The organism is Pseudomonas sp. RC4D1, assembly GCF_018390395.1.
Classification (GTDB): Bacteria; Pseudomonadota; Gammaproteobacteria; order Pseudomonadales; family Pseudomonadaceae; genus Aquipseudomonas; species Aquipseudomonas danubii.
In genome coordinates this window covers 26475-52944 of sequence record NZ_JAHBAW010000002.1, presented here as the reverse complement: position 1 = coordinate 52944, position 26470 = coordinate 26475, and the positions used below count along the sequence as shown (strand labels likewise).

At 64.6% G+C, this 26470-nt stretch carries 19 protein-coding genes and 1 pseudogene; 3 read left to right on the top strand and 17 right to left on the bottom strand.

The features are described from left to right. Window positions 1–31 precede the first annotated feature (31 nt). The 5 genes from KHO49_RS15900 to hpaB all read right to left on the bottom strand — a co-directional run bounded on the left by KHO49_RS15900 (window position 32) and on the right by hpaB (window position 5665). Complete coding sequence (locus tag KHO49_RS15900) at window positions 32–1222, bottom strand: MFS transporter (RefSeq protein ID WP_213665297.1); 1191 nt, start codon at window positions 1220–1222, stop codon at window positions 32–34. Window positions 1223–1246: 24 nt separating this feature from the next. Next, window positions 1247–2119 (bottom strand): transporter, encoded by an 873-nt coding sequence (locus KHO49_RS15895; protein ID WP_213665296.1) that lies wholly within the window; start codon window positions 2117–2119, stop codon window positions 1247–1249. A 136-nt stretch (window positions 2120–2255) separates the two neighbouring features. Further along, a complete protein-coding gene (locus KHO49_RS15890) occupies window positions 2256–3233 on the bottom strand; it encodes a helix-turn-helix transcriptional regulator (protein WP_213665295.1) in 978 nt (325 codons plus the stop codon). A gap of 202 nt (window positions 3234–3435) precedes the next feature. Then, entirely contained in the window at window positions 3436–3948 is a 513-nt protein-coding gene (hpaC, locus tag KHO49_RS15885) for a 4-hydroxyphenylacetate 3-monooxygenase, reductase component (RefSeq protein ID WP_102882643.1), read from the bottom strand. Between the two features lie 154 nt (window positions 3949–4102). Next, window positions 4103–5665: a 4-hydroxyphenylacetate 3-monooxygenase, oxygenase component gene (gene hpaB, locus KHO49_RS15880; RefSeq protein WP_102882644.1), complete on the bottom strand. Its 1563-nt coding sequence runs from the start codon at window positions 5663–5665 to the stop codon at window positions 4103–4105. Window positions 5666–6008: 343 nt separating this feature from the next. Here hpaB and KHO49_RS31520 point away from each other — a divergent pair. From KHO49_RS31520 to KHO49_RS15870, 3 genes and pseudogenes are all read left to right on the top strand, one after another. Next, window positions 6009–6764: pseudogene (locus tag KHO49_RS31520) on the top strand (MCP four helix bundle domain-containing protein); the annotation flags it as partial. Between the two features lie 42 nt (window positions 6765–6806). Further along, complete coding sequence (locus KHO49_RS31515; RefSeq protein WP_372820920.1) at window positions 6807–7670, top strand: methyl-accepting chemotaxis protein; 864 nt, start codon at window positions 6807–6809, stop codon at window positions 7668–7670. Window positions 7671–7755: 85 nt separating this feature from the next. After that, window positions 7756–8955 (top strand): pyridoxal phosphate-dependent aminotransferase, encoded by a 1200-nt coding sequence (locus tag KHO49_RS15870; RefSeq protein ID WP_213665293.1) that lies wholly within the window; start codon window positions 7756–7758, stop codon window positions 8953–8955. A 90-nt stretch (window positions 8956–9045) separates the two neighbouring features. Here KHO49_RS15870 and KHO49_RS15865 read toward each other — a convergent pair whose 3' ends face one another. The 12 genes from KHO49_RS15865 to KHO49_RS15810 all read right to left on the bottom strand — a co-directional run bounded on the left by KHO49_RS15865 (window position 9046) and on the right by KHO49_RS15810 (window position 26256). Next, window positions 9046–10041, bottom strand: coding sequence for a 2-hydroxyacid dehydrogenase (locus KHO49_RS15865; RefSeq protein ID WP_213665292.1), 996 nt, complete (start codon window positions 10039–10041; stop codon window positions 9046–9048). A 19-nt stretch (window positions 10042–10060) separates the two neighbouring features. Next, entirely contained in the window at window positions 10061–11356 is a 1296-nt protein-coding gene (locus KHO49_RS15860) for an MFS transporter (protein ID WP_213665291.1), read from the bottom strand. A gap of 71 nt (window positions 11357–11427) precedes the next feature. Further along, window positions 11428–12390 (bottom strand): sugar kinase, encoded by a 963-nt coding sequence (locus KHO49_RS15855; RefSeq protein WP_123394258.1) that lies wholly within the window; start codon window positions 12388–12390, stop codon window positions 11428–11430. Then, entirely contained in the window at window positions 12383–13165 is a 783-nt protein-coding gene (locus tag KHO49_RS15850; protein ID WP_213665290.1) for a sugar phosphate isomerase/epimerase family protein, read from the bottom strand. Before KHO49_RS15850 ends, KHO49_RS15855 begins: the two co-directional genes overlap by 8 nt. A gap of 75 nt (window positions 13166–13240) precedes the next feature. Next, window positions 13241–14266: a LacI family DNA-binding transcriptional regulator gene (locus tag KHO49_RS15845; RefSeq protein WP_349628964.1), complete on the bottom strand. Its 1026-nt coding sequence runs from the start codon at window positions 14264–14266 to the stop codon at window positions 13241–13243. A 156-nt stretch (window positions 14267–14422) separates the two neighbouring features. Further along, window positions 14423–15355 (bottom strand): alpha/beta hydrolase, encoded by a 933-nt coding sequence (locus KHO49_RS15840; protein ID WP_213665289.1) that lies wholly within the window; start codon window positions 15353–15355, stop codon window positions 14423–14425. 88 nt (window positions 15356–15443) lie between these two features. Next, window positions 15444–16385 carry a choline ABC transporter substrate-binding protein gene (locus tag KHO49_RS15835; RefSeq protein ID WP_213665288.1) on the bottom strand — a complete coding sequence of 314 codons (942 nt, stop codon included), beginning with the start codon at window positions 16383–16385 and terminating at the stop codon, window positions 15444–15446. Window positions 16386–16666: 281 nt separating this feature from the next. Continuing rightward, a complete protein-coding gene (locus KHO49_RS15830) occupies window positions 16667–18511 on the bottom strand; it encodes an HAF repeat-containing protein (RefSeq protein ID WP_249735650.1) in 1845 nt (614 codons plus the stop codon). Window positions 18512–19134: 623 nt separating this feature from the next. After that, window positions 19135–19776, bottom strand: coding sequence for a DUF1345 domain-containing protein (locus tag KHO49_RS15825; protein ID WP_213665287.1), 642 nt, complete (start codon window positions 19774–19776; stop codon window positions 19135–19137). A gap of 974 nt (window positions 19777–20750) precedes the next feature. After that, window positions 20751–21377 (bottom strand): glutathione S-transferase, encoded by a 627-nt coding sequence (locus tag KHO49_RS15820; protein WP_213665286.1) that lies wholly within the window; start codon window positions 21375–21377, stop codon window positions 20751–20753. Continuing rightward, window positions 21374–25015, bottom strand: a complete 3642-nt coding sequence (locus tag KHO49_RS15815) for an AAA family ATPase (protein ID WP_213665285.1) — start codon at window positions 25013–25015, stop codon at window positions 21374–21376. Before KHO49_RS15815 ends, KHO49_RS15820 begins: the two co-directional genes overlap by 4 nt. Continuing rightward, window positions 25012–26256 carry an exonuclease SbcCD subunit D C-terminal domain-containing protein gene (locus KHO49_RS15810; protein WP_110653678.1) on the bottom strand — a complete coding sequence of 415 codons (1245 nt, stop codon included), beginning with the start codon at window positions 26254–26256 and terminating at the stop codon, window positions 25012–25014. The genes KHO49_RS15815 and KHO49_RS15810 overlap by 4 nt, the downstream gene beginning before the upstream one ends. Window positions 26257–26470: the final 214 nt, after the last annotated feature.

Sequence of the window (26470 nt, the reverse complement as noted above, 5' to 3'; positions counted from 1 at the left end):
AGGAAAGTGTTGTTCAAGGACGCGCTGGCAGTCATCGCCCCTGGGGCTGGGAAGGGGCCTGGAGGGCGGGCCGGCAACTGAGTACCAGCGCCAGGGACAGCAAAGTGATGACGGCCCCCCCCAGCAACAGGCCCTGGAAGCCGTCGCTGCTTTCGATCAGGCGCCCGGCGAGGGTCGGGCCTATGGCCAGGCCGGCGCTGATCACCAGATTGGAGGCGTTCATCAACCGCCCGCTGCGATCCATCTCGGCCATGCGCGCCAGGATCAGCGGCAGGATGAAGGTCCAGGTGAACTTGAACACCAGCGCCGCCAGCGCGAAGCGCGCCAGCTGCGGCTGGCCCAGAAGCGCCAGCACCGAGCCCGCCATCAGGCCGTAGCCCAGCAGGAGCAGGGCGCTGCGGGGCAGGCGGTCGCCGAACAGGGTGGCGCACAACGCGCCGACGATGCCCATCAAGGTGGCGATGGCCAGGATGTCGCCGTTGGTCTGCGCCGAGAGGCCGGACTGGCTGCCGATGGCGCCGATGAAGGTCCAGACCCCGCTGAGGCTGATGTAGAAGGTGAGGATGCCGAGTATTCCCAGGCTCGCCTTGAGCCAGGAGATCGCTGGGGCTTGCGCGGCGTCGGCGGCCGGGCGCGCAGCGCCTGCTGGAAAACAGCGGGCCAGGGGCAGGCACAGGGTCATCAGCAGCGCCAGGATCAGGTAGCAGGCGCCCAGGCCGAAGCGTTGGAAGAGCATGGGCAACAGGCTCAGGCCGACCGCGCCCAGCACCAGCTGGCCCATCACCCAGAAGCCGTAGGCCCGGCTGGGACTGGGGCTGGCGGCGGCGCTGGCCAGGCAGATGATCATCAGCGAGCCGCCGGCCAGTGCGCTGCCAAAGCGCGCCATCAGCAACAATGAATAGTCGTGGGCCAGCATCGACAGCAGGTTGGCAACGATGAACAGCACGGCGCTGCACAGTGCGGCGCGCCGCCAGTCGATGTGTTTCAGCCACCAGATGGCCGGCAACGTGGCCAGGCTCATGGCCCCCAGCTCGGCGGAGAACAGGTCGCCGATCTGTGTGGGGCTCAAGTGCCACTGGCTGGCCAGTTGGGCGGCAATGGCCGGGGCCATCAGCAGTACGGCGGGAGTGATGGCGGCGAACAGCACTATGGCGGCCAGCAGCCCCAGGGGTTGGCGAGTAGCTGGCGCGGTGGCGCTCAAAACGGCGTTCTGGGTGTTCATGGACAGGCTCCAAAGGCAAGGGGTTCAGAACACGTGGACCAGGCGCAGCAGGGCGTCGGTGCCGGCAAAACCGTTATCGGTGGCGACGTTCTGCGACAGGCTGAACATCAGCTGGTTGCGCTTGTCCAGCCAGTGCCCGACCTCGAATCCGGCCTGGGTGTAGCGCTTGTGGGTGTCGTTGATCCGTCGGTCGTTGATCCGCAGTTCGCCGCCATCGGCGTGGATCAGGCGCAGGGCGCCGTAGGTCGCAGGGGTGAAGTCGTAGGAGGCGAAGGCTTGCAGGCGATAGAGCGGGTCCTGCTTCAGGTCGCTGCCGAAATAGTCGTCGTTGGTGCCGTACAACTGGGCTTCGAGGTTGGCCTCCAGCACCCATTTTTCCCCCAGGCCCTGGGTGTAGTTGTAGACAAAGGTCGCGCCCCAGCGATTGGCCCCCGGGGAAACGTCCGGGTTGCGGCTGTGGTACTCGCCCAGCGGCAGCGTGATCAGGGTCAACAGGCCGCTGTAGGTGCGGGTTTGCGGCTGGTTGATGAAAAACAGCGTGCCCCCCACCTGAGGATCACCGAAACCGCTCTCCCCGGTATGGCGTTCGGCGCCGGGCAAGCGAGCGTTGATGTCGGCCAAGGGCACGATGAACTGTGGGGTGCACAGGGTGCCGCACAGGTCGCTGAAGAACACCTGGCGGTAGGCCATGGCATTGACTCGCAGCTCGGCTTTGCCGGTGCTGTCGGCCGGGCCGTGAAAGTCGCCGGCACGGGTGGCCGGGAGGTACAGCACCCCCAGGCTGGTGCCCACGGGGGCGGCGAAGAAGTCCCGGGCGTTGAGGTCCGCGGCGTTGAGCGACAGGCTGGCCAGGGTGCCAGCCAGGGCCAGGGTGGTGCGGGTAATGAGCCTTGTCATGGGCGGTGCGTCTCTTGTTGGAGTTGTTGTTCGGCGAAGGGCTCGCCGGCACACGGCAGTGGGGCAAAAAAAGGGCAAAGGCTGCCCGTGGCCGTCAAATACGACGGCGTAAATCAGCGCAGGTCAGGGGTTGGGGTCAGTCGGGCGGGGCGTGGAGCAACTGGGCGATGCGCGCCTTGTCCTTGACCCCGAGCTTGCTGTAGATGGCGCGGATGTGATGGCGCACGGTGTTGGGCGACATGCCCAGGTCCCGAGCTACTTCCTTGTAGGTCTTGCCATCACCGAAGCACTGGGCGACGGCGTTTTCCCGGGGGCTGAGCTTGGGCAGCAGGCTGCGGCTGCGGGCCGCCAGCAGGTACAGGTCGCCCACGGCCGAGCAGTCGATCTGCAGGCGCTTGCCCTCGAAACCGTTGCCATCGAGCTTCATGGGCAGTTGCGGACCGTTCCACTGCGGCCATTCATGCAGCAGCAGATCGACAAAACCGCGCTCGGCGCACTGCAGCACGCCGCGCTGGTCGCACACGGCCAGGGCCAGATTGCGCGGGCGGGTGAGTTTCTCGCGCATGGCCACCAGGGTGCGGATCTGATTGGCCGACACCGCCGCCACCAGGTGCAGCATCAGGTTGTTCAGCACATGGCAGTCGTCCCGGGTAAAGGCCGGGGCGCCAGGGGCACGGTACAGGGCCAGGTGGTTGCTCAGTTGGGTATGGGGATCGATGTGCACCACGCATAGCAGCTCGCCGATGTTGTACTGGCGCCCCAGCCAGTTGAGCCCGGGGCCGTTGTGCGGATCGGTCATGTCGACGATCACCGCCCGTCCCGGCACTTCGTGCACCCGGTTCACGGTGACGTCGATGTGGCGGATCGATTGCCAGTCCGCCAGGTAGCTCGGTGGCAGGCGGTACAGGTAGCAACTGTGTTCATCCGGCAAGCCGTCGACCAATGCGGCGCGGCCCCACCAGGCACTGTCGAAGGGCAAGAGTTTGCAGATGCGCGCCAGGGCATGCTGGTGAAGGTTTTCGATGTCCTTGTTCTGCGCCAGTTGTTGCAGTTCCAGGGTCAGCTCGCTGAAGGCCTGCAACAGGCTGGCCGGAGCGTGATCGAGTCGGTTCATGGGTCTGTACCTCTGTGCGACGTTGTTATTGTTTTCGTCACGGAAGGGGTTGAGGACCATTACGCCTGGGGGACGTGGGCAGGGCCTGGTGCGAGTATCGATGGCTTGGCAACACCGCGCCATCCTACAGATGCAGGAGGTGGCCCATGGCCCGGATGCGGCGAGGCAGCCGGGCGTTGGCAGGGAAGGAGCTAGGGCAGGATCAGGCAGCGGGGCAAGGGTGCTGCAAACGGTGAAAGCAACGGCTGAAATACACCAGCGAGTCGCCTTGCTCGCGCACGCTGATTTCATCCAGCTCCACCAGCATCACCGAGTGGGTGCCGATTTCCTGGACCTCGGTGATGCGTCCCTGGAGGCTGGCCAGGGCGCCGTCCAGCACCGGCAGGGCCTGCAGGCCGTCGCGCCAGGGGTGCAGGCCGAAGCGCTGGTCCATGGCCACCCCGGTCATGCCGGCAAAATGCCGGGCCACGTCCTCGTGTTCGCCGCTCAGGACGTTGATGCACAAATGGCCGTTGCCCTTGAACACCGGGTTCAGGGCGCTGTTGCGGTTGACGCAGACCATCAGGGTCGGCGGGCTGTCGGTGACCGAGCAGACCGCGGTGGCGGTGATGCCGCAACGGCCGGCGGGGCCGTTGCTGGTGATGACGTTGACCGCAGCGGTCATGTGAGCCATGGCGTTGCGGAAGGCGAGTTGCTTGGGATCGAGTACAGACATGACGAATTCCTCGTGGGCGCAGGGCATTGCGCTGCAGGAGCCAGCTTGCCGACGAAGAGGACCTTGTGGTGCTCTGGCGGGCGCTTTCGCTGGCAAGCCAGCTCCTACGACAACAGGTGGACATTGGCCTTTTCCGTAGGAGCCGGCTTCGTGGCTACTGGCGGATGCGGTCCAGCATGTTGATGTCGTCGGGGTTGCTCAGGTGCGGCACGGTCCAGCCATCGAGGTCGTAGTCGCCGAGGCACTTGTCCACCAGGTCGGTCATGGCCTTCATTGAGCCGCTGGCCTGGGCGTGGCGCAGGCACTGCATGCGGATTTCGTCCTGGCTGCCGGCGTAGTTGATCTCGTACAGCTCGTGGCGACCGCCGAACTCGGTGCCGATGGCATCCCACAGCAGCTTGAGGATCTTGATCCGCTCTTCGTGGCCCATGCCCCCCGAACCGCGGCAGTAGGTGCCGAGATACTGGTTGAGCACCGGGTCCTTGAGATCGCGGGAGCCGGAGGGCAGGTAGATCAGGCCGCTGGCCACCACCTGCTCGATGATCTTCTTGATGTCGGTGTAGGCCTGGGGCGCCAGCACCCGGTACGCCTGCAGGGCCTGGGTGCTGGGCAGGTAGACGCCGTTCATCCATTCGCTGGCGTTGCCGTGCATGGCGTCGGTCAGCGACCAGAACAGGTTGCGCCAGGCCACCACTTCGCCGACCTGGGCCTGGACCCCGCGAAACTCCAGGGAGCCGGTGCATTGCAGGGCCTTGACCAGCAACCCGGTGATGAAATCGAGCTTGACCGCCAGCCGGGTGCAGCCCTGCATCGGGAACAGCCGGCCGAAACCGCCTTGCGGGAACCACTGGCGGCAGCGCTCGAAGTCGCGGTAGATCAGCACGTTCTCCCAGGGGATGAACACCTTGTCCATGATCAGGATCGCGTCGTTCTCATCGAAGCGGCTGGACAGCGGGTAGTCGAAGGGCGAACCGGTCATGCCGGCCTGCAATTCGTAGGAAGGGCGGCAGATCAGCTTCATGCCGCGGGTGTTCATTGGCGCGATGAACATCAGGGCGAAGTCGGTGTTGTCCCCCAGCAACTGGGCCGAGCCCTGGCCGACGAAGTTGTAGTGGGTCAGGGCCGAGTTGGTGGCCACCACCTTGGCGCCGCTGACGATGATCCCGCCCTCGACTTCCTCGTCCACCGAGATGAACACGTCCTTGACCTGATCCACCGGCTTGTCGCGGTCGATGGGCGGATTGACGATGGCGTGGTTGAGGTACAGGCAGGCTTCCTGGATGCGCTTGTACCAGGTGCGGGCGTTGTCGGCGAAGCGCCCGTAGAACTCCGGGTTGGCCCCCAGGGCACTGCCGAAGGCGGCCTTGTAGTCGGGACTGCGGCCCATCCAGCCATAGGTCAGGCGCGACCAGTCGGCGATGGCATCGCGCTGCTGGCGCAGTTCATCGGGGCTTTTCGCCGAGCGGAAGAATTTGTGGGTGTAGCCGCCGTTGCCGGTGTCGGTGTCCCAGCACAGTTGTGACTGGGTGGCCGGGTCGTGCAGGGCGTCGTACAGGCGGGCCATGGAGGCCGCCGAGTTGCGGAAGGCCGGGTGGGTGGTGACGTCCTTGACCCGGTCGCCATAAATGTAGATTTCACGATCATCGCGCAGGCTGGCCAGGTATTCGGCACCGGTCAGCGGGCGGTGGGTTGCGGCACGAAAGTCTTCAGGTTTCATATCCAGTCTCGGCGTTGTTTTTATTGACTGGGGCCATGATGGGCAGGGGCGGGCGCTGAAAAAATGGCTTTTACGGCGAATGAATTGCACTTTTCATAGGGCGCGTTGGCGCTCTCGGGCTGGGTACGGCGCACTGTTCTGGAGCGACGAATCACGGCTTTATCGATTCACTTCGCGTTGTCTTGTCTCAGGCCTGAAACAGGGGGCTCATTTTGAAATATTTTTGCCAATCAGACAGATGAAAGCTCAAGTTCGGCCGATATCTCTGATAGGCCCATGGACGCTCTTTCCGTGGTGTCCCCCGTCGATGCAGTCCTGATGCGTCGGCCGATCAAGGGCATGGATGCTCGCCGCCCCGTTCTCCTTCGAGACTCGTCCTATGTCCTTGCGTAACCTGAATATCGCCCCGCGTGCTTTCCTCGGTTTTGCCTTTATTGCCTTGCTGGTCATGGTGTTGGGCGTGTTTGCGGTGAACCGCATGTCGATCATCCGCGACGCGTCCCTGGAAATGGAAAGCAATCAGCTGCCCAGCGTCGGGTATCTGGGCAACCTGACCGAGAACGTCCTGCGCTTGCGGATTCTGTCATTTCGCGTGCTGGTGAACCGCGAGCCGGCCGGCCTTGCTGAAGCCCAGACCCGCATCGGCGTGCTGGTGGACAAGGCCAGGCAGGCCCAGGCCAGCTACGCGGCGTTGCCGGCGGACCCGGAGGAAGTGGCGCTGTACAAGACCTTCAGCGCGACCCTGGACAATTACCTGCAGGCGCAGAAGGAGATGCTCGAGCTGTCACGCCAGGACAAGCTGGAAGAGCTGCGCACCCTGATCAACACCCGGATCAAGGACGGCACCGACCAGATGGGCGAGCAGTTGAACAAGCTCGTCGCGATCAATGCCGCGGGCGCCAAGAGTGCCTCCAAGGCGGCCGGCGAGCACTACGACAGTGCCATTGCCGGGATCGTCATCGTCGCGCTGCTGGCCGCATTGCTGACCATCGTGCTGGCGCTGTTGTTGACCCGCAGCATCGTCACCCCCCTGAACAAGGCCCTCAACGTCGCCGAGGTGATCGCCGGCGGCAATCTGCGCCAGGCCATCGAGGTCGACGGTCAGGACGAGCCGGCACGCCTGTTGCGCGCCCTGGCGCAGATGCAGGCCAGCCTGCGCCGCACCATCGAGCAGATCGCCGGCTCGGCGACCCAGCTGGCTTCGGCCTCGGAAGAACTCAGCGCAGTGACCGAGGAAGCCTCTCGCGGCGTGCAGCAGCAGAACACCGAGATCGAACAGGCCGCCACCGCAGTCAACGAAATGACCGCAGCGGTGGAAGAGGTGGCACGCAACGCAGTGTCCACTTCCGAGGCGTCCCAGCAGTCGACCCAGGCCGCCCGCGAAGGCCGCGACCGTGTGGTGCAGACCGTCGAGGCGATCCAGACCATGGCCCATGACGTGCAAAACACCTCGGTGATGATCGAAGGCCTGGCGACCCAGGGCCGGGACATTGGCAAGGTCCTGGACGTGATTCGCGCCATCGCCGAGCAGACCAACCTGCTGGCGCTTAACGCCGCCATCGAAGCGGCCCGTGCCGGCGAGGCCGGGCGTGGCTTTGCCGTGGTGGCCGACGAGGTGCGGGCCCTGGCCCATCGCACCGCCCAGTCGACCCAGGAAATCGAGAAGATGGTGGCCGGTATCCAGAACGGCACCGGCGAAGCGGTGGAGTCCATGCAGCAGAGCAACCGGCGGACCCAGAGCACCCTGGAGCTGGCCCGCGCCGCTGGCGAGTCCCTGGAGCAGATCGCCGAATCCATCAATCAGATCAACGAGCGCAACCTGGTGATCGCCAGTGCCTCGGAAGAACAGGCTCAGGTGTCCCGCGAGGTGGACCGCAACCTGGTGAACATCCGTGACCTGGCGATCCAGTCGGCGGCCGGGGCCAACCAGACCAGTTCAGCCAGTCATGAACTGTCGCGCCTGGCGGTGGATCTCAACGCCATGGTGGCGCGCTTCGTGGTCTAAGGGCGCGAACGGTGGGGCCGGGCGCTCGACGAGTGCCCCGCCAGCACCTAGGGTTTTGGCTGAAGCATCTTTCATGGAGAAAGCGATGCGCTACTCAGCCCTGACCCAACGGATTGTCGGAGAAGGTTCCGCAGCCTGGAACATCCACTACCGGGCCCTGGCCCTGCGCGAGCAGGGGCGGGATGTGTTGCTGCTGACCATCGGCGACCCGGATTTCGATACCCCCAAGCCCGTGGTCCAGGCTGCGATCGACAGCCTGCTGGCCGGCGATACCCACTATTCGGACGTGCGCGGCAACCTGGCGCTGCGCAGTTGCATTGCCCGGCGCCATCATCAGCGCTGCGGACAGATTGTCGACGCCGAGCATGTGGTGGTTTTGCCGGGCGCCCAATGCGCGGTGTTTTCCGTGGCCCAGTGCCTGCTCAATCCCGGGGACGAGGTGCTGGTGGCCGAGCCCATGTACGTCACCTACGAAGGCGTGTTCGGCGCCTGCGGGGCCCGCATCGTGCCGGTGCCGGTGCGGGCCGAGCAGGGCTTTCGCGTCGATCCGCGGGACATGGCGGCGCGGATCACCCCGCGCACCCGGGCCATGTTGCTCAACAGCCCGAACAACCCGTCGGGCGCGAGCCTGTCCCTTGACGACTGGCAAGCCCTGGCGCGGCTGTGCTTTGCCCACGACTTGTGGCTGATTTCCGATGAGGTCTATTGCGACCTGCTGTACGAGGGCCAGCACTTTAGCCCCGGCAGCCTGCCGCGCATGGGCGAGCGCACGGCCACCATCAACAGCCTGTCCAAGTCCCATGCCATGAGTGGCTGGCGGGTGGGCTGGGTGATTGCCCCGCCGACCCTGGCCGGGCACCTGAGCAACCTGGCCCTGTGCATGCTGTACGGCCTGCCGGATTTTGTGCAGAACGCCGCAGTGGTGGCCCTGGACAGCGACCTGCCGGAGCTGGCACAGATGCGCGACGAGTACCGACGGCGCCGGGACCTGGTGTGCGCGCTGCTGGGCCAGTGTCCGGGGCTGACCCCGATCTGCCCGGATGGCGGCATGTTCGTCATGGTGGATGTACGCCGCACCGGGCTGGACGCCCAGCGCTTTGCCGACCGCTTGCTGGACGACCATGGCGTTTCGGTACTGGCCGGTGAAGCCTTCGGCCCCAGCGCTGCGGGCCACATTCGCATCGGCCTGGTGCTGGACTGCGAGCGCCTGGCCGAGGCCTGCCGGCGCATTGCCCGCTGCACCGAGCAGATTCTCGAACAACGCCCCGCAACCCTCCACCTGTAGGCGCCGGCTTGCATGTCATGCACCGCCCTGGCGAACGCGTTTGCCGGCAAGCCCGCGTCTGCAGAGGTGCTCGCCAGGGGCACGCGGCGGTTAGGCCTGGCGCTGTGATGGAGCGGTCCAGGCGGCGGTGTTCACCAGATTGGCTGGGCGCTGCCCCGACAGGGCCGCCAGCAGGTTGTCCACCGCGCAGCGGGCCATGGCTTCACGGGTTTCGTGGGTGGCCGAACCGATGTGCGGCGTGGCCACCACATTGGGCAATTGCAGCAGCGGTGAGCGGTGGTCCAGCGGTTCGCGCTCGAACACGTCCAGCCCGGCGCCGCGGATCCGTCGTTCCTGCAAGGCTTCGATCAAGGCCGCTTCGTCCACCACCTTGCCTCGGGAAATATTGATGAAGATGCTTTGCGGGCGCATCAGCGCCAGTTCACGACGGCCAATCAGCCCTTGGGTTTTCTCGGTCAAGGGCAAGGTCAGGCAGATGAAGTCGGCCTCTTGCAGCAGTTGCTCCAGGCTGCGGTAGCGGGCATTGAAACGTTGCTCCACCGCCGGCTTGGGGCTGTTGCTGTGGTAGATCAGCGGCATGCCGAAGCCGAAATGCCCACGCTGGGCCAACGCCTCGCCAATGCGCCCCATGCCGATGATGCCCAGGGTCTTGCCGTGCACGTCGCTGCCGAAATGCAGCGGTCCGATGTTGCGGTTCCATTGCCCGGCGCGAACCATGTTGGCCAGTTCCACCACGCGCCGGGCGGTGGCCAGGACCAGGGCGAAACCGGTGTCGGCGGTGGTTTCGGTGAGCACGTCCGGGGTGTTGCTCAGCAGAATCCCACGTTGGGTCAGGTAGTCGATGTCGTAGTTGTCGACCCCCACCGAGACACTGGCCACCGCTTGCAGGCGCGGCGCCAGGTCCAGCAGCTCGGCGTCCAGGCGCAGGCTGGCCCCCAGCAGGCCGTCGGCGCTGGGCAGGGCCTGGCGCAGGGCCTTGAGGCCGGTTGGGCCCAGGTCCTCGATCAGGGTGACCTCGGTCTGTTCCTGCAGGCGCGCCATCAGCGACGGCGAGAGTTTCTTGTACAGCACCAGGTGTTTTTTCATGACGGTTCTCTGTGGCAGTTCAGGAGTGGGCCAGGCGGCGTGGCAGGGGCAGGCCCTTGGCCCGAGGCGCTCCGGCGCCGGGTGTCAGCAGCAGGGTCAGCAGCACCGAGAGCAGCAGGGCGCCGCTCATCAGCAGGTAGGACATCCCCGGCGAGCCGGTGGCGCTGTTCAGGTAACCCACCAGATAGGAGCCGCCGAAGGAACCCAGGGCGCCCATGCTGTTGATCAGCGCCATGGCGCCGCCGGCGACGTTGGCCGGGAGAATCTCCGGAACGATGGCGAAGAACGGCCCATAGGGCGCGTACATGCAGGCTCCGGCGATTACCAGCAGCCCGTAGGACCACCAGAAGTGTTCGGCACCCAGCAGGTAGGAGGCGTAGAAGGCGATGGCGGCCACCAGCAGCGGCGGCCAGACGAAGCGCTTGCGTTTCTGGATCCGGTCCGAGCCCCAGGACACCCCGAGCATGGCGATCACCGCCGCCAGATAGGGCAGGGCCGAGAGCCAGCCGGCCTCCACCATGTCCATTTGCGCGCCGTGCTTGAGGATCGAAGGCAACCACAGGACGAAACCGTAGACCCCGATGCTCCAGCAGAAAAACTGCAGGGCGAGGATGATCACCTTGGGCGAGCGGAAGGCTTCGGCGTAGTTCTTCACCGCCTTGATGCCTTGCTGCTCGGCGGCCAGGGCGCTTTCCAGGTCCTGCTTCTCCTGGTCGCTGAGCCACTGGGCCTGGCTGGGCCGGTCATCGGCCAGGCGCCACCAGATAAAGGCCCAGAGCACCGCCGGCAAACCCTCGATGATGAACATCCAGCGCCAGCTGAAATGCTCCACCAGATAGCCTGAGACCACCGACATCCAAAGCATGGTCACCGGGTTGCCGAGGATCAGGAAGGTGTTGGCCCGGGAGCGTTCGGCCCGGGTGAACCAGTGGCACAGGTACACCAGCATCGCCGGCATCACCGCGGCCTCCACCACCCCGAGCATGAAGCGGATGGCGATCAGCGTGTAGGCGTTGGACACGATCCCGGTGAGGGTGGCCAGGCCGCCCCAGAGGATCAGGCTGACGAAGATCAGCTTCTTCACGCTGCGTTTTTGCGCGTAGATCGCCCCCGGCACCTGGAAGAAGAAGTAGCCGAGGAAGAACAGTGCCCCCAAAAGCGAGGACAGCCCCGGGGTGATCTGTAAGTCGTCGGCCATCCCGGAGGCGGCGGCAAAGCCGTAGTTGGCGCGGTCCAGGTAGGCCAGGCTGTAGGTGATGAAGACGATGGGCATGATGTACCACCAGCGGCGGGCGGCGAGTTTGAGCGTGTCCATGAAAGTTCTCCTGAGCTTGTTGTTTTTGTCGCAACAGGTGGTTCTGGGTGTTCGTTTCCCGGCGCCAGCTCCTACGAGGCGCAGGCGGTTTTCAGGGGCGCTGCCTGGTCGGGCAGTTCGTGGCGTCTGGGCAGGCCTTCCATGTCGCCACGGCTTTGTACTGCGCGGCTGCCCAGCCAATTGGCCCGCTGCACCGCCTCGCTCACGCTGAGGCTTTCCAGCAGGGCGCTGATCAGGCCCACGGCGAAGGCATCGCCGGCACCTACGGTGTCCACCACCTGGGCCACCGGCACACCGTCGACGAAGCCGGCGTCCAGATGGGTGCGGTAGTAGGCGCCATGGGCCCCGAGCTTGATCACCACCGCTTCGGCGCCCTGGTCCAGGTAGAAGGCGGCGATGTCCGCCGGGTCGTCACGCCCGGTGAGCAGGCGTCCCTCGCCGAGGCCCGGCAGCACCCAGTGAGCCAGGGCCGCCAGGCGGTTGATCTCGCGGATCATCTGGGACTCGCTGGGCCACAGGCCGGGACGCAGATTGGGGTCGAAGGACAGGCTGCGGCCGCTGGCGCGCTGGGTCTGCATCAGGTGGCCGGACAGTTCCCGGGCCGAGTCCGAAAGGGCCGGGGGAATGCCGGTGGCGTGCAGATGGCGAGCCTGGAGCAGGGCCGGAGCCAGGTCGTCGAGGCTCAGGTGGCTGGCGGCCGAGCCGCGGCGGAAATACTCGACCCGCGGGTCGTCGCCGGTTTCTTCCCGTGACTTGAGCTGAAAGCCGGTAGGGTGCAGCGGGTCGCGGCGCACGAAGCGACAGTCCAGGCCCTCGGCCTGCAAGGTGTCGAGCACGAAGCGCCCCAGAGAGTCGTTGCCGACCCGGCTCAGCCAGGCCACCTTGAAACCCAGGCGCGACAGGCCGATGGCCACGTTGCTGTCGGCCCCGGCAATGCGCTTGTGAAAGTGCTCGACCCGGGCCAGGTCGCCGCTGTGCTCGGCGACGAACATGGCCATGGTTTCCCCGAAGGACAGAATATCGATCTCAGACATGGGCTGGCTCCAGTCGCGACTGGCCGAGGCGGGCCAGCAGGCCGACCTGCTCGGCGCTCACCTGCAGCAGGTCGTCGCCTTGCAGGGGGTATTCCACGGCCCGGGTAATACCTTGAGTCATGTGCTGCAGCAGGTGTTCCCACTGCTGCAACTCCGGGGCGCCGGGCGGTAGGGCCACCCGCTTGCCGTCGACCCGCAGGCGTACCGCCTTGCAGTGCACGTAGTCCACATGCCGGCCCAACAGGCGCGCGGCCGTCAGCGCCGACTGCTCTTGCCACTCCCAGTTGCCGATATCGAAGGTCATGCGCAGGGGCAGGTTCCACCCTTGCACGGCGTTGAAAAAAACCTGAAAGGGCTCGATGCGCCCGCCATGCACGGTCTGGTCGTTTTCCACCAGCAGGGTGAGGGGCTGGCCTGACAGCAGGCTGGCCAGGCTGCCCAGGTCGTGATGTTCGGTGAAGTGACCGAGGGACACTTTCAGACGCTTGGCGCCGAACGCCCGGGCCCGTTGCAAGGCGGTAGGCAGCTCGGGGTTGGGTTCGTAGCCCTCGGCCAGCCACAGCTCCAGGGGCGAGGAAAATACGCTTTCCAGGCCGTGCTCCCGGGCGCTGCGGGCCAGTTCCTCGGGCTTCTCGTGGGTCAGCAGTTCTTCGCGCCACTCGATGCACGAAGCGCCGGCGGCGGCCACCAGGGGAATGAAATGGCCCTGGCCGTGCTGGCGGACCAGATCCGCGCCGTAGCTGGACAGGCTGATGGAGACGGGTGATTGATGCATGCTTCAGACCTCTGAAACCGGTTTCATTTTTATTCGAGAAAACCCGGGACACGCTGCGATGCAGGGTGCTCGGGATTACACAGGGTGTTTTCGGGTGGAGCCGCGAACCATCAGTTGCGCCGCAAAGTCCAGTACTCGCGCCGGGCCGGCATCGCCTCGCAGACGCTTGAGCAGGCATTGGAAAGCGGCGGTGCCTATGGCTTCGGTGGGCTGGGCCAGGGCCGTGATGCCGCTGCCCACCAGGGGGTACCAGTCCAGGTCATCGAGGGCGATCAGGCCAATGCCTTCGAACAAGGTGCAATCCAGTTCACGCAGGACCCGGGTCGCCGCCAGGGCCGCCACGCCGTTGGCGCAGAACAGCGCCTTGGGGCCAGGGCCGGGAGCGTCGAGAAAGTCTTTCAGGTGGCGGGCCAGGGCCGCGCCGGTCTCCAGTGACTGGCCGCGCAAAGCCGGGCGCCGGGCGACTTCGTCCTGGAAGGCGGCGCTGCGTTCGAGCCGCGAGCTGGTGCCGTCATGGGGTTCGCTGACCAGCAGCAGGTCGCGATAACCCTGTTGCTCCAGGTGTTCGATGGCGCTGTGCACCGCCGCCGGGTTGTCCAGGCCCACCAGATCGGCGTGCAGTGATTCAAGCTTGCGGTCCACCAGGACCATGGGCATTTCCTGCTGCAGCTCCTGCAACTGCTCCAGGTGATGACCCAGGGTGTTCACGATCAGGCCTTCGATGTTGTAGGCCCGCAGGTTGGCCAGGTGCTGGGCTTCCTGCTGATCGTCACGGTCGGTGTTGCACACCACCAGGCTATAGCCGTGCTGGCGGCAGGCGGTTTCCACGCCATGCATGACGGCAATCGAGTAGGGGTTGCGGATATCGGCCACCAGCATGCCGATCAGGCGGGTGCGCCCGCGTTTCAGGCCGCGGGCCATCTGGTTCGGGCGGTAGCCCAGCGCGCTGATGGCCTGCTCGATGCGCAAGGCAATGGCATCGGAGAGCAGGGCGCGGTCTTCGCCGATAAAGCGCGACACGCTGGCCTTGGAGACCCCGGCGTGGCGGGCGACATCGAGCATGGTGACGCGGCTGCGCTGGGCGGCGGAAAACTGATTCACGGGCAACGACCTTATTCTTGGAATTATCGGTTTGCAGTGCTTCCGGGTACGGTGCTGAAACCGGTTTCAGGAAACCGCAAAACCCATTCTGCCGTCAAGGGCGCAACGTCGATAAATCGCTATCAGGGCTCAAGTTGGCTGACCAACGGTAGGGGCTCAGGCTGGCTCAAGAAACTCGCGCAGGGCCCGCAGTAGGGCGTCGTACAGCCCATCGACTTCCGCCGCCAGCCCTCTGGCCCGCAGGCAGCCATGCACCAGGCCCAGGCCCGGGTACAGCTGGCTGGCGACGCCGGCCTGCAGCAGGCGCTGGTGATAGCACTGGCCGTCGTCGCGCAAGGGGTCGAACTGTGCCTGCGCGATAAAGGCCGGCGGCAGGTGACTGAAGTCCTCTGCCAGCAGCGGCCGGGCATAGGGCGAGGTGGGTTCGGGCTCCGGCAGGTACAGCGCCTGGAAACACTCCAGGTCACTGCTGCTGAGCAGCGGGGCATCGGCGCACTGGCTGCGCGAGGGCAGGTTGGCGGCACCGCCGAGCCCGGGATAGACCAGCACCTGGGCGGTGGGCAAGGGTTCACCGGCATCACGCAGGGCCAGGCACAGGGAGGCGGCCAGATTGCCCCCGGCGCTGTCGCCCATCACCAGCCGACGGCGGTGATCCAGAGGCACAGGGCCCAGCCCCTGCTCCAGAGCCCGCCATACCGCCAGGCAATCGTCGAAGGCGGCCGGGAACGGGTGTTCCGGGGCCAGCCGGTAGTCCACCGCGATCACCAGCGCCTGCAACTCGTGGGCCAGATGGGCGGTGATGAAATCGTGGGAATCCAGGCTGCCCAGCACCCAGCCGCCACCGTGCAGGTACAGCAGCCAGGGCCAGCCGCACTCCGGGGCGGCGCGGTCGGGGTGATAGAAACGCAGCGGCACCTGGGCCAGTTGCCGTTGATGCACGGCGAGGCCGGGCGCATGGGCCGGAGTGAAATCTCGGCACATGCGCTCATAGCTGTCGCGCAGGCCCTTGAGGCTGCTGTCGGCGCTGGTGTAGCTCAGGGTGCGCTGGACGAAGGCCGCCAGCTCGGCAGAAAGTGGGTAATGGCTCATGGATAGCCTCACAGGGGTAGGAGCTGGCTTGCCAGCGAAGAGGTCCGTGAGACTGCCTTCGCCGGCAAGCCGGCTCCTACAGGGGCGGTTACAGGTTCGCTTTGACCGCAGCCACACCATCGCGGCCGTCGAAAGTGGTGACCCCCGTCAGCCAGCGCTGCAGGTCTTCGGGGTGCTCGCGCAGCCACTGGCGGGCCACGTCCTGGGGCGCCTTGCGCTGCATGATCGGCACCATCAGCTGGCTTTCCTGGGCGGCGCTGAAGGTCAGGTTCTGCAGCAGCCGATGCACGTTGGGGCAGCGCTCGGCGTAGTCCGGCGCGGTGACCGTGGACACCGTGGCCGCCCCCTCGTTGGGGCCGTACACGTCTTCGCTGCCGGTGAGGTAGGTGATGGCCATGTTGATGTTCATCGGGTGCGGGGTCCAGCCGACGAACACCACGAACTCCTTGCGATTGATCGCCCGTTGCACCGCCGCCAGCATCCCGGCCTCGCCGGACTCGATCAGCTTGAAGCCCTTGAGGCCGAAGTGGTCGGTGTCGATCAGGGTCTTGATCGTGGTGTTGGCGCCGCTACCGGGCTCGATGCCGTAGATCTTGCCCCCCAGCTGGTCCTTGAAGCGGGCGATGTCGGCGAAGGTTTTCAGGCCCGCCTGGGCCACGTAGTCCGGCACCGCCAGCGTTGCCTGGGCATCGACGAGGCTGGGCTGGGCCATGACCTTGACTTGCCCGGCCTCGAGGAAGGGCGCGATGTTCTGGTCCATGGCGGGCTTCCAGTAGCCGAGGAAGATGTCCAGGCGCTGGTCGCGGATGCCGGCGAAGATGATCTGCTGCACCGCGCTGGTCTGCTTGCTGTCATAGCCCAGACCACCCAGCAGCACATCGGCCACGGCGCTGGTGGCGATCACATCAGTCCAGTTGACCACCCCCATGCGCACGGTCTTGCAGGACGCAGGCTCGGCGGCCCAGGTGGGGGAACTGAGCAGTGCAGTGGCGCAGAGGAGCAGGAAACAACGCTTGAACGGTGTTTTCATCAGAGGATCTCTTCCGGCAGGTGGCTTGTTGTTCAGAGCGGCGTCTTGTTGCGCCGTACTGGCCACCTTACGTGGCCCTGATGGTCCGGGAAGCGCTCTGTAGCGACCGGCTTTTGCCCTGTGGCGACTGCCCGGGCGCACTTCACGCCCGCAGGCTCATCCAGGTAGCGATCAGCAGCAGCCCTGGCGGTTGGCCGTTGTGCCAGAGCTGGGGTGTTGCAGTGTGGTGCAGCCTCAGTTGGGCTGATAGGCAATACCGCGAAACAGGGCCGGGGCCGCTATCAGAACTGATAGGTAAAGGCGGTTTGAATACCGGTCGTGTCGTTGCCACCTGGTTCCTGTGTCCAGAACACACCGGCATGCACGGCGCTGTGCTGGTCCAAGGTGTAGCTTGCCCCGGTGCTCGCGGCAAAACGGGTGTAGTGCTGTTTATCGGCCTGGTAGGTATAGCGTCCCAAGTAGTCCATGCGGGCTTGAAAGGCATCCTGGTCTTTGTCCAGGTCCTGGATCAGGCCCAGGTTGGCATTGAGCTCCAGCTGTTTTGTCAGGCGCTTGGCTGTTCGTACGCCGGCGTTCAGGCTGGTCACCGAACGGTCCATTTTTGCGTAGCTGGCCGCCATGACGGCGCCGCTGTCCTCGCTATAGCCTTGGCGGCTGACTTGGGTCTGGCTGAGGCCGATATAAGGGGTGACGGTCAGGCTATCGAGCCTCAGGCCATAGGCACCCTCTATGCTGAAGGCCCTGCCACGCAGGCTCGAACGTCCTTTACCGGCTTCGGTATAAGCCAGTTGCTCACGGCGGATATCGACCTTGGACGACAGATAGGCCGCAGCCAGACGCCCCTGCCAACCCAGGCCCTGGCCCGATTCGTCCACGGCAACGAACATTGCCACTGCGGGTGCGTTGGACCCTGCCTTGGTGTAGTTGTCCGGCAACTGTTGATCGAGGTTCTGATCCAGGGTGATGCCTACGCGCAGATGTTCGCTGGGACGGGCGCCCAGGGTCAGGCTCGTGGAGGTCTGGCGGGTCTCGCGGTTTCTGCTGTAGCTCGGACCAACACCTATACAGAACGAGCCGCTGTCGATCTGGCACTCCTGGCTCATCAACCGATCCAGTTGTGCACTGCGCAGGTCCAGGACTCCCCATGCCTGATTGGCACTTTTGGCCATCGCGGTCCGGGTGTTGTCCAGATCAAGGAGGTGAGTGCCGGTTTCCGTGATCTTCCACAGCGCGGCGTGTACGGCGCCACTCGCCGTGAGGCTAAGACCCACGACAATATTGCCGTCGGCGGACACGGCAGATGCTGCCGAATGTTGCCCACCTAAAGTGCCCATATCGATCATGCCGCCAGCATCGGTGTGTCTGAACGCGTGGCTATCACCCTGTGCGGTGATGGCGCTCCCGACGATAACGCTGCCGTCGGCGGAGGCTGCGTAAGCGCTGGAGTTGCCGCCCCAGGAAGCGAGCTCGACCATGCCGTTGGCGTCAGTGTGTTTAAACGCTTGAGTAGCGCCGGTGATGGTTTCTGAACTGCCCACGACAACCTGGCCATCGGCAGATACACCCAAAGCCAGGGAGGACTCTCCGCCGAGGGTGCCCAGGTCGACCATGCCGCTTGCATCGGTATGTTTGAACGCGTGTTGTATGCCCGAAACCGTATCGATGTCCGCCTGCCCCACGACCACGCGACCGTCGCCGGACACCGCAGATGCATAGGACTTGCCACTGTTGCTTGCATTCAAGGTACCCAGATCGACCATCCCGGTTGCCTCCGTGTGCTTGAAGGCACGCATGTTCCCCTGGAGATTCAAGGAGTCGCCAACCACCACGGCGCCGTCAGCGGATACGCCATTGGCGCTGGATGCCGCGCCGCCCAATGTGCCTAGATCGATCATGCCGGTCGCATCGGAGTGCTTGAAGGCGTGAATTGAGTCAGGGGTGGCGGCCTTTCCCACGACCACATTGCCGTCGGCGGATATGGCATGGGCAAAGGCATAGTCTCCGCCCAAGGTGCCCAGATCGACCATGCCAGTCTCATCGCTGTATTTGAAGGCGCGATCTTCGTTTGTGTCTGACGTTACGTTTATGGCAACTAGACGACCGTCAGCGGATACGCCAAAGGCCATGGAAAATCCTGGATTCGAAGAACTTAAGTCAATGGTGTCGATCGTAGTTAGTGCATGAGACTGGTTTGAGTAAACAGCACTGCATAGCAGAGTGATCGCTGTTATCACGGATGGGTATTTCAATTCCATAACCTTTTTGCGAAGCAGAAAACATAACAGCCTGTAGAAATTACAGGCTGCTTTTGGGTTTGGCTGATTGCTTTGGAACCATGGATTGAGCATGCGAGCTCTGTAGTGCAGGTGGTCTCGTCATTTGGGTATGACGAGGCTGGCGAACTTCAAGAGTGGAGCAGGGATGTGAAGTTACTTGAAAGCTCGAAACTAACTTTAAGAAGTTAGTTAACTAAATCCATGATTGCAAAAGTCGGCAATTTTATTTTAAGTAAGAGGGCGGGTCTTTAAGATGATTCTTAAATTAGTCTTAAGGTGGTGGGGCGGCTTTTTTGGGGCAGATTGATCTGTGCAACTGGTTTTAGTTGATTAGTTTTGGCAGTCGTTCGACTTAGATCAAGTGCTGTCACCCATCCTGACACTCGCTATATGGCTTTCGGACGAAGCTGTCGCGATTTTTACCGACGAACTAGCGAGGGGCCAGGACTGGGTTCTAGCCGTTATGTAAAGGTTCAGCTGAACAGCCCGGCGGCGATATTGATGGAAAAGCCGAGGATCGCGGTGTTGAACACAAAGCCGATCAACGATTGGGCGAGGACGATCTTGCGCAGCTCGCGGGTGGCCACGCCGACGTCCGAAGTTTGCACCGCCACGCCGATGGTGAAGGAGAAGTAGAGGAAGTCCCAATAGTTCGGCGTGGTCAGTTCCTCGGCAAAGCGCAGGGCCGGTTCCTTGCCATTCCAGGTGTAGTAAAGGCGGGCGTAATGCACGCTGAAGATCACCCCCACCAGCAACCAGGAACCGATCACCGTGAGCCCGGTGAAGCCGTAATGCAGCAGACGCTGAGGGGTATCCAGGTCCTTGCTGCCCACCAGCTCCAGGGCAATGGTCACCAGACTGGCGATGGCGGCGACGCAGACGATCAACAGCACCAGCCCGGCGTTTTCGTCCTCGGTTTCGGCGATGCGTTTCACGTCCTCGGCCCGGGCCCGCACGGTCAGCCAGAACATCAGCGCCAGGTAGGTCCAGACCGCGGCGTTCCAGCCGATGAGGAGCTTGCCGGTCAGGGTTTGCGCGGGGGCGAGGATGCCGACGGCGCAGCCGATCAGCACGCCGAAGGTCAGGCGGGGGTGGGTTCGGATCACGAAAGACATGGGGGCTCGCAGCTTCTGGGCAGTGGGGGAACACTAGCATGTGGGGGGATTTTGAAAGGGGGGGGGATAGCGGGTTTGTCTTGATGGTTTGGGGTTTGGGGTTTGGGGGGGGGGTACATATCCATTCCTGCGGTAACGGCCGCTTAGGGTTTCGCCCTTACGGCGAGTCCCTTTTTTTCAAACGCCAAAAAAAGGAACCAAAAAACGCTTGCCCCTCCATGGGCCCCTCGCTGGGGCTCGGGGTTCCCTCGCTTCGGCATTGCTCCGGGGGCCCGCCGCCAACCGGCCATCCATGGCCGGGTGGCGGCTAGCTCGGCATCCATGCCGAGCTGCCCCCTACGCAACGCCTGCGCTCGGCCGGCTGGGAAGGGGCCGGAAGATCAAGAGCAAGAGCAAAAGCCAAAGCAAAAGCCAAAGCCAAGGTGCGCAGGCCGGCTCCTTGTAGCCGCTGCCGAAGGCTGCGAAACCAGGCGACGCGATATGTCAGGAATATCGGGGAGGCAGGTTTAGCGTCTCCTGCGGAGCCGTTCGCAGCCTGCGGCAGCGGCTACATGTAACGCGAACGGCAATGAAACAGGCCAGCCGGCAGGCCGCCGTCAGATTTTGATCTTGCTCTGGCTTTTGATCTTGATCTGTTAGCCCCGTTAACCACGATGGCCGAACGCAGGCATTGAGCCGTGGGTAACCCGGCAGGGATGCCGGGTTAGCCGCCACCCGGCCATGGATGGCCGGTGGCGGCGGCCCACGGATCAATGCCGGAGTGAGGGCATGCCGAGCCTAAGCGAGGCACCGAGTGGAGGGGCAGAAGCGTTTTGCTTACTTTTGCGCTTTTCAAAAGTGAGCCGCTGTAAGAGCGGAACCGCCAGCGGCCGCACCCGCAGGAACGGATATGTACCCAACCCCGCTGTAAAAGCGAAACCACCAGAGGCCACACCCGCAGGAATGGATATGCCCCCCCAACCCCACAATAAAACTCACGCCAAAGTCTTGGCCATGACCCCCACAAACAACTCCGATTCAAGAAACCCCCGCAACCACTCCTGCAACGCACGATAAGGCGTCTGCGCAAACCACTCCCGGTCCACATGAGCAAACTGGCGAACAAACGGCAGCAGGGCCATGTCCGCCAAGCTCGGATGCGCTGCCAGCAGATAGCGTCGCTCCTGCAGCAGGCGCTCCAACTGCGCCAGAAACACCTCGCCCTGGGCCCGGTAGTGCTCCATGGGCGCTTCGGGATAACGCTCGGCGTACTTGTAGCGATTGAGGTGCACCTTGAACACCTGATCATTCTCGGCAATCAAGGCCGCCATCTGCGTTTGGGCCTGGGGGGCGCCGATGAGCCGCCAGTTGTCCGGATCATGCTGCTCCAGCGCCCAGTGCATGATCTCCAGGCTCTCATCGATCACCCGCCCATGCAGATCCAGCACCGGCACCGTGCCCTTGGCCGACAGTGCGAGCATCTCGGCCGGCTTGGCCTTGAGGCTGACCTCGACGATCCGCACCGGCACCCGGGCATAGCGCAGCGCCAGGCGTGCACGCATGGCATAGGGGCAGCGGCGGAACGAGTAGAGGGTCACCTCTGGCGTGTCCATGCTGCTCATTTCACCTCCAGGGTGCTCAGGCCGTTGCCCTGGCGGCTGACCTTGATCTGCACCGGAATCCGTTCGTGCATTTCCTGCACGTGGGAGATCACCGCCACTTTGCGTCCCTGGGCCTGCAGGCCGTCGAGGGCGTCCATGGCCAGTTGCAGGGACTCGGGGTCGAGGCTGCCGAAGCCTTCGTCGATAAACAGCGATTCGATCTTCAGGGTGCTGGACGCCATGGACGCCAGCCCCAGGGCCAGGGCCAGGGACACCAGGAAGGTCTCGCCACCGGACAGCGAGTGCACCGAGCGCAGCTCGTCGCCCATCTCGGTGTCCAGCACCAGCAGGCCGAGCATGCTGCCGCCGCGCTTGAGGCGGTAGCGCCGCACCAGTTGGCGCAACTGGGCGTTGGCGTGGTGCACCAGCAGGTCGAGGTTGTAGGCCTGGGCGATCTTGCGGAAGGTGTCGCCGGTGGCCGAGCCGATCAGGGCATTCAGGCGGGCCCAGCGCTGCCATTGGTTGTAGGCCTCGTTGATGCGCTGGCTCAGGGCCTGGTTGGCTTCCTGGCGGCGCTGGTCCTCGCTTTGTCGGGCGCGCAGTTCCGCTACGTGCTGCTCGCTGGCGAGGGCTTGTTGCTGCAGCTGTTCAAGGGCCTGGAGCAGTTGCCCGGCCTCCAGGTTGCCGTTGTGCTGGGCCTGGTGCTGCTGCAGGCGCTGCTGACGCTCCTGGAGCAGGACCTTGGCTTGTTCGATGGCCTTGTCGTTGGCCTGCAGGCGCTGGCGCAGTTGCTGGATCTGGTCCTCATCCAGTTCCAGCAACTGTTGCAGGCCGGCGTCATCCAGTTCCGGGTGCTGGGCGCGCCATTGCTCGATGCTGCCGGCCAGTTGCTGCTGTTCGCTGTCCAGGGCTTGCAGACGCTCTTGCCGGGCCTTGAGCTCGGCGCTCAGTTGGATCAGTTGCTGCTGCAGCTCGTGCTGCTCGTGCTGGGCCTTGGCCTGGGCGGTGCGGGCCTGTTCCACGGCTTGATCGAGCTGTTGCTGCCAGAGTTCGGCGCTAGGGTGCGACCCCAGCAGGGCGGCCAGCCGGTCCTGGCAGGCCTGCTGCTGTTGGCTCAGGGCGTCGAGCTGCTGCTGAGCGTCGCTCAGTTGCTGCTGGCGGGTCAGTTGGCGGTCCTGTTCCTTGTCCAGCAGCAGTTGGCGCTGCTGTTGTTCTTCGGTTTCGTCCTGGCGCTCGCGCAGTTGTTCGATGCGCTGCAGGACCTGCTGGTCCAGTTGCATGAAGGTGCTGGCCGGATCACGGCGCAGGCCTTCGAGCACCTCGGCCGGCAGCAGGTTGTTGAAGCTGGCCAGTTCTTCCTCCAGACGCTGCTGGTCGGCGGCCAATTGCTCCTGCTGCTTGTGCAGTTGCTGGGCTGCCTGCTGGCTGGCGTCTTGTGCTTGCTGCAACTGCTGCTGGAGCCGCGTGGCGTCCTTTTGCAAGGTCAGCAAGGCATCCAGGCGGCTCTCATCCTGGGTGATGCTCTGTTGCAACTGTTCCAGTTGCTGGCGTAGCCAGGCATCGCGTCGAGCCGGGTCCTGGTCCAGCAGGCTGGCACTCTGCGGGTGGGCTTGCAGGCTGGGGGCCAGCGCCTGTTGCTGGCTGGCCAGCTGTTCCTGTTGCTGGAGGAATTCCTTCTGCTGGGCGATCAAGCCCTGGACCTGGGCCCGCAGTTCGTTGAGCTGTTCCTTGAGCCTGTCCACCGCCTGACGGGCGTTGGCTTCTTCGCTTTCGTCATGGCGCCCCAGGCTTTGCAGCAGGGCTTCGGGCTGGTGATAGGGGTGCTCGACGCTGCCGCACACCGGGCAGGGCTGATCGTCCTGCAACTGCTCGCGCAGTTCCTCGACACTGGCACTGCGGGCCAGGCGCTGGCGCTCCAGCAAGGCCTGGGTGACGCTCAGGGTCTGCTCGGCGACGCTCAGTTCGGCCTTGGCTTGCAGGCCGGCCTGGTTCAGTGCTTCACGCTGGGCGGCCACGGCTTGTTGCTTGTCTTGCAGGGCCCGGCCGCGCAGGTCCAGTTCCTGTTGCTGGGCCCAGAGCCGTGCCAGCTCTTCGGTGGCCCGTTGTTGCTTGCGGTTGTCCTTGAGCAGGCCGTCCAGCAATTGGATCTGCTCGGCCACGGCCTGGGGTTCGGCACCGGCTTCGCTGTAGAGCAATTCAAGGTGGGTGCGTTGTTCGGCCAGTTGCTGAGCCGCGCTGCCGGCCCGCTGTTCCAGGGCCGGCAGTTCGCTCTGGCCCTGATTCAGGCGGTTGCCGATCAGCATCAGTTGCTGCAAGCGTTCGCGGTAGAGCGTCCAGGCTTCGCTCAAGGGGGCGAGGGCGGCGCTGTGCGCCAGCTGCCCGGCAATCCGCTCCAGGCGCTCACCCACCAGACGCTGCTTCTCCAGCAGTTCGGCAATGCTTTGCTGGCCTTGGGCACTGACACTTTGCGCGCGGTCACGGGTTTCGCCGGCGTCGCTCAGGCTCTGGCCAAGACGGCTCAGGTTGCCCTGTTCGGCAAAGGCTTCGCGCAGCAGCGGGACGCTGTCGCTGTGCTGGCTCTGGGCCTGGGCCAGGGCGCTGTCGGCGTCGAGCACTTGCTGTTGCAGCTGTTGGTGACGTTGTTGCAGCTCAACCTGTTGCGCGGCCTGCTGCTCGATCTGTTGGCGCAGGGGCTCCAGCGCTTGGCGCAGCTCGATCTGGCGCAGGAACTGGTGACGCTGCGGCGCCAGTTGCTCCAGCCGTTGCAGGCGCAGGCGCTCCGGAGCCAGGGTCTGAGCCTCCTGCTCGGCCTGTTGCAACTGCTCGGTGGCGTCCTGCTGCGCCTCCTGCCATTGGCGCAATTCCTTGAGCCAGCTGTGCTGGGCTTCCAGTTGCTTGAGCTGGGCCTGCTGGGTCTTGAGCTGTTGCTGGGCGTCGTTGAACTGCTGGTCCAGTTCGGCCCGGGCCTCGGGGTCCAGGGGGACGATGCCGCTGGCCTGGGCCTGGAGCGCTTTGTGGGCCTCGTCGGCTTCCTTGCTCTTGCTGTAGGCCCGGCGCCCCAGCTGGCTGTAGATCGCGGTGTTGGTGAGCTTTTCCAGCAGCTCGCTGCGTTCCTTGTCGTCGGCCTTGAGAAAGGCGCTGAACTCGCTCTGGGCCAGCATCACGGCGCGGGTGAATTGCTCGAAGTTGAGGCCCAGCTTGGATTCGATCAGCTGTTCGTAGTCGCGCTTGCTACTGGCCAGCAATTGATTGCTGTCCAGGTCGGTGAGGCTCTGCCGGCTGGCTTGCAGCTTGCCGTTGGCCTTGTCGCGGGCGCGGTTGGCTTCCCAGCGGGCGCGGTAGCGGCGCCGGTCGATGCCGACAAAATCCACTTCGGCGAACCCGCTGCCGGTACCACGGCGCAGTAGGGTGCGTGGGTCGCCGGTGGAGATATCGCTGTCGACCTCGGGAACCTTGTTTTCCTTGGCGATCTTGTTCAGCCGCGGCACCGCGCCGAACAACGCCAGGCATAGGGCGTCCAGCAGAGTGCTCTTGCCGGCGCCGGTGGGCCCGGTAATGGCGAACAGCCCAGCGCTGGCCAGGGGCTCGGCGGTGAAATCGATTTCGAACGGGCCGGCCAGGGAGGCCAGGTTCTTCAGGCGGATGGCCAGGATCTTCATGGCTGTTCACCTTCTTGCTGAACGTCCTGCAACAGCAGGGCGAAATCCTTGAGGGTGGCGTCGTCCACCTCGTTGGCGTAGGCGTCGCGCCAGGCCCGGCGGAACAGTTCTTCGGGGCTCAGTTGATCCAGTTCGATCAGCTCGGCAGTCTCGTCCTCGCCATCGCGGCCGCCATTGCCGGCGTATTCGGCGGCAATCCGTACCAGACGCACGGCCTTGCCTTGCAGGGCGCTTTCCACTTGCTGGCGCAGGTCCGGTTGCGGCTCGTCCAGGCGCACCCGCACTTCCAGCCAGGGCTGGCGCTGTTCTTCGGCCAACAGGTCGATGTCCGGCAGCTCGCCGAGTTGGGTCAGGATCTGCCCCAGGGGCGCCGGGCCCAGGCGTTGCAGGTTGACTGCCCGGGGAATCAGCCGCGGTTCGACGCTGACCAGGGTCTGGCCGTCCAGGCGCACATCGAGGATCTGGTGCGGGTAGTCGATTTCGGAAAACGACAGGGGAATCGGCGAGCCGCTGTAGCGGATGCGCTCCTCGCCATTGACCTTCTGCGGCTTGTGCAGGTGCCCCAGGGCCACGTAGCTGACGTCCGCGCCGAACAGGCTGGCGGGCAGGGCCTCGGCATTGCCGATGATCAGGCTGCGCTCGGAATCTTCGGACACCGAGCCGCCGGCCATGTGCGCGTGGCTCACGGCGATCAGGGCCTGGCCCGGCTGGCGCTTGGCATTGGCCGCGGCGATCAGCCATTCATGGACCTGGGCGATGCCCTTGAGGTAGTCGTCTCCCAGCTGCGGGCCGGTGACTTCCGCCGGACGCAGGAAGGGCAGGGCCAGGCACCAGCCGACAATCGCGCCGCTGGCGTCGGGCAGGGGCAGCAGCAGGCGCTCGGCGTCCAGCTGGCCGTCGTCCAGCCACAGCACCCGGCCCAGGGCGTGGGTGCGCAGGCGGCGCATCAAGGGGGCGGGCAGTTCGATACGCGAACCGGAATCGTGGTTGCCGGCGATCATCACGATGGTCAGGGCCGGCTGCTGCTCGTGGGCGCTGACGATGAAGTCGTAGAGGCGTTCCTGGGCTTTGACCGGCGGGTTGACGGTATCGAAGATATCGCCGGCGATCAGCAGCACGTCCGGTTGCTCGTGCTTGAGCTGGCGCAACAGCCACTCCAGAAAGCAGGCATGTTCGAAGTCGCGCTCCTGGCCGTGGAGGTTCTGGCCCAGGTGCCAGTCGGAGGTGTGAAACAGACGCAAGGCAAACTCCGCATGAAAAAGGCTGGCCGCACAGAAGATGACCGCGGCGAAAGGGTCGAGAGTTTACTGGCAAACGCGTGTTTATGCCCGACGCTGCGGCAAATGCAGGCGCGATTGGCCCAGCGGCTTGGCTCCAGGGAGGTGGCTGTAGGAGCTGGCTTGCCAGCGAAAGGGCCCGCCCAGGCGCGGCATGACTTACGAGCTTCTTCGCCGG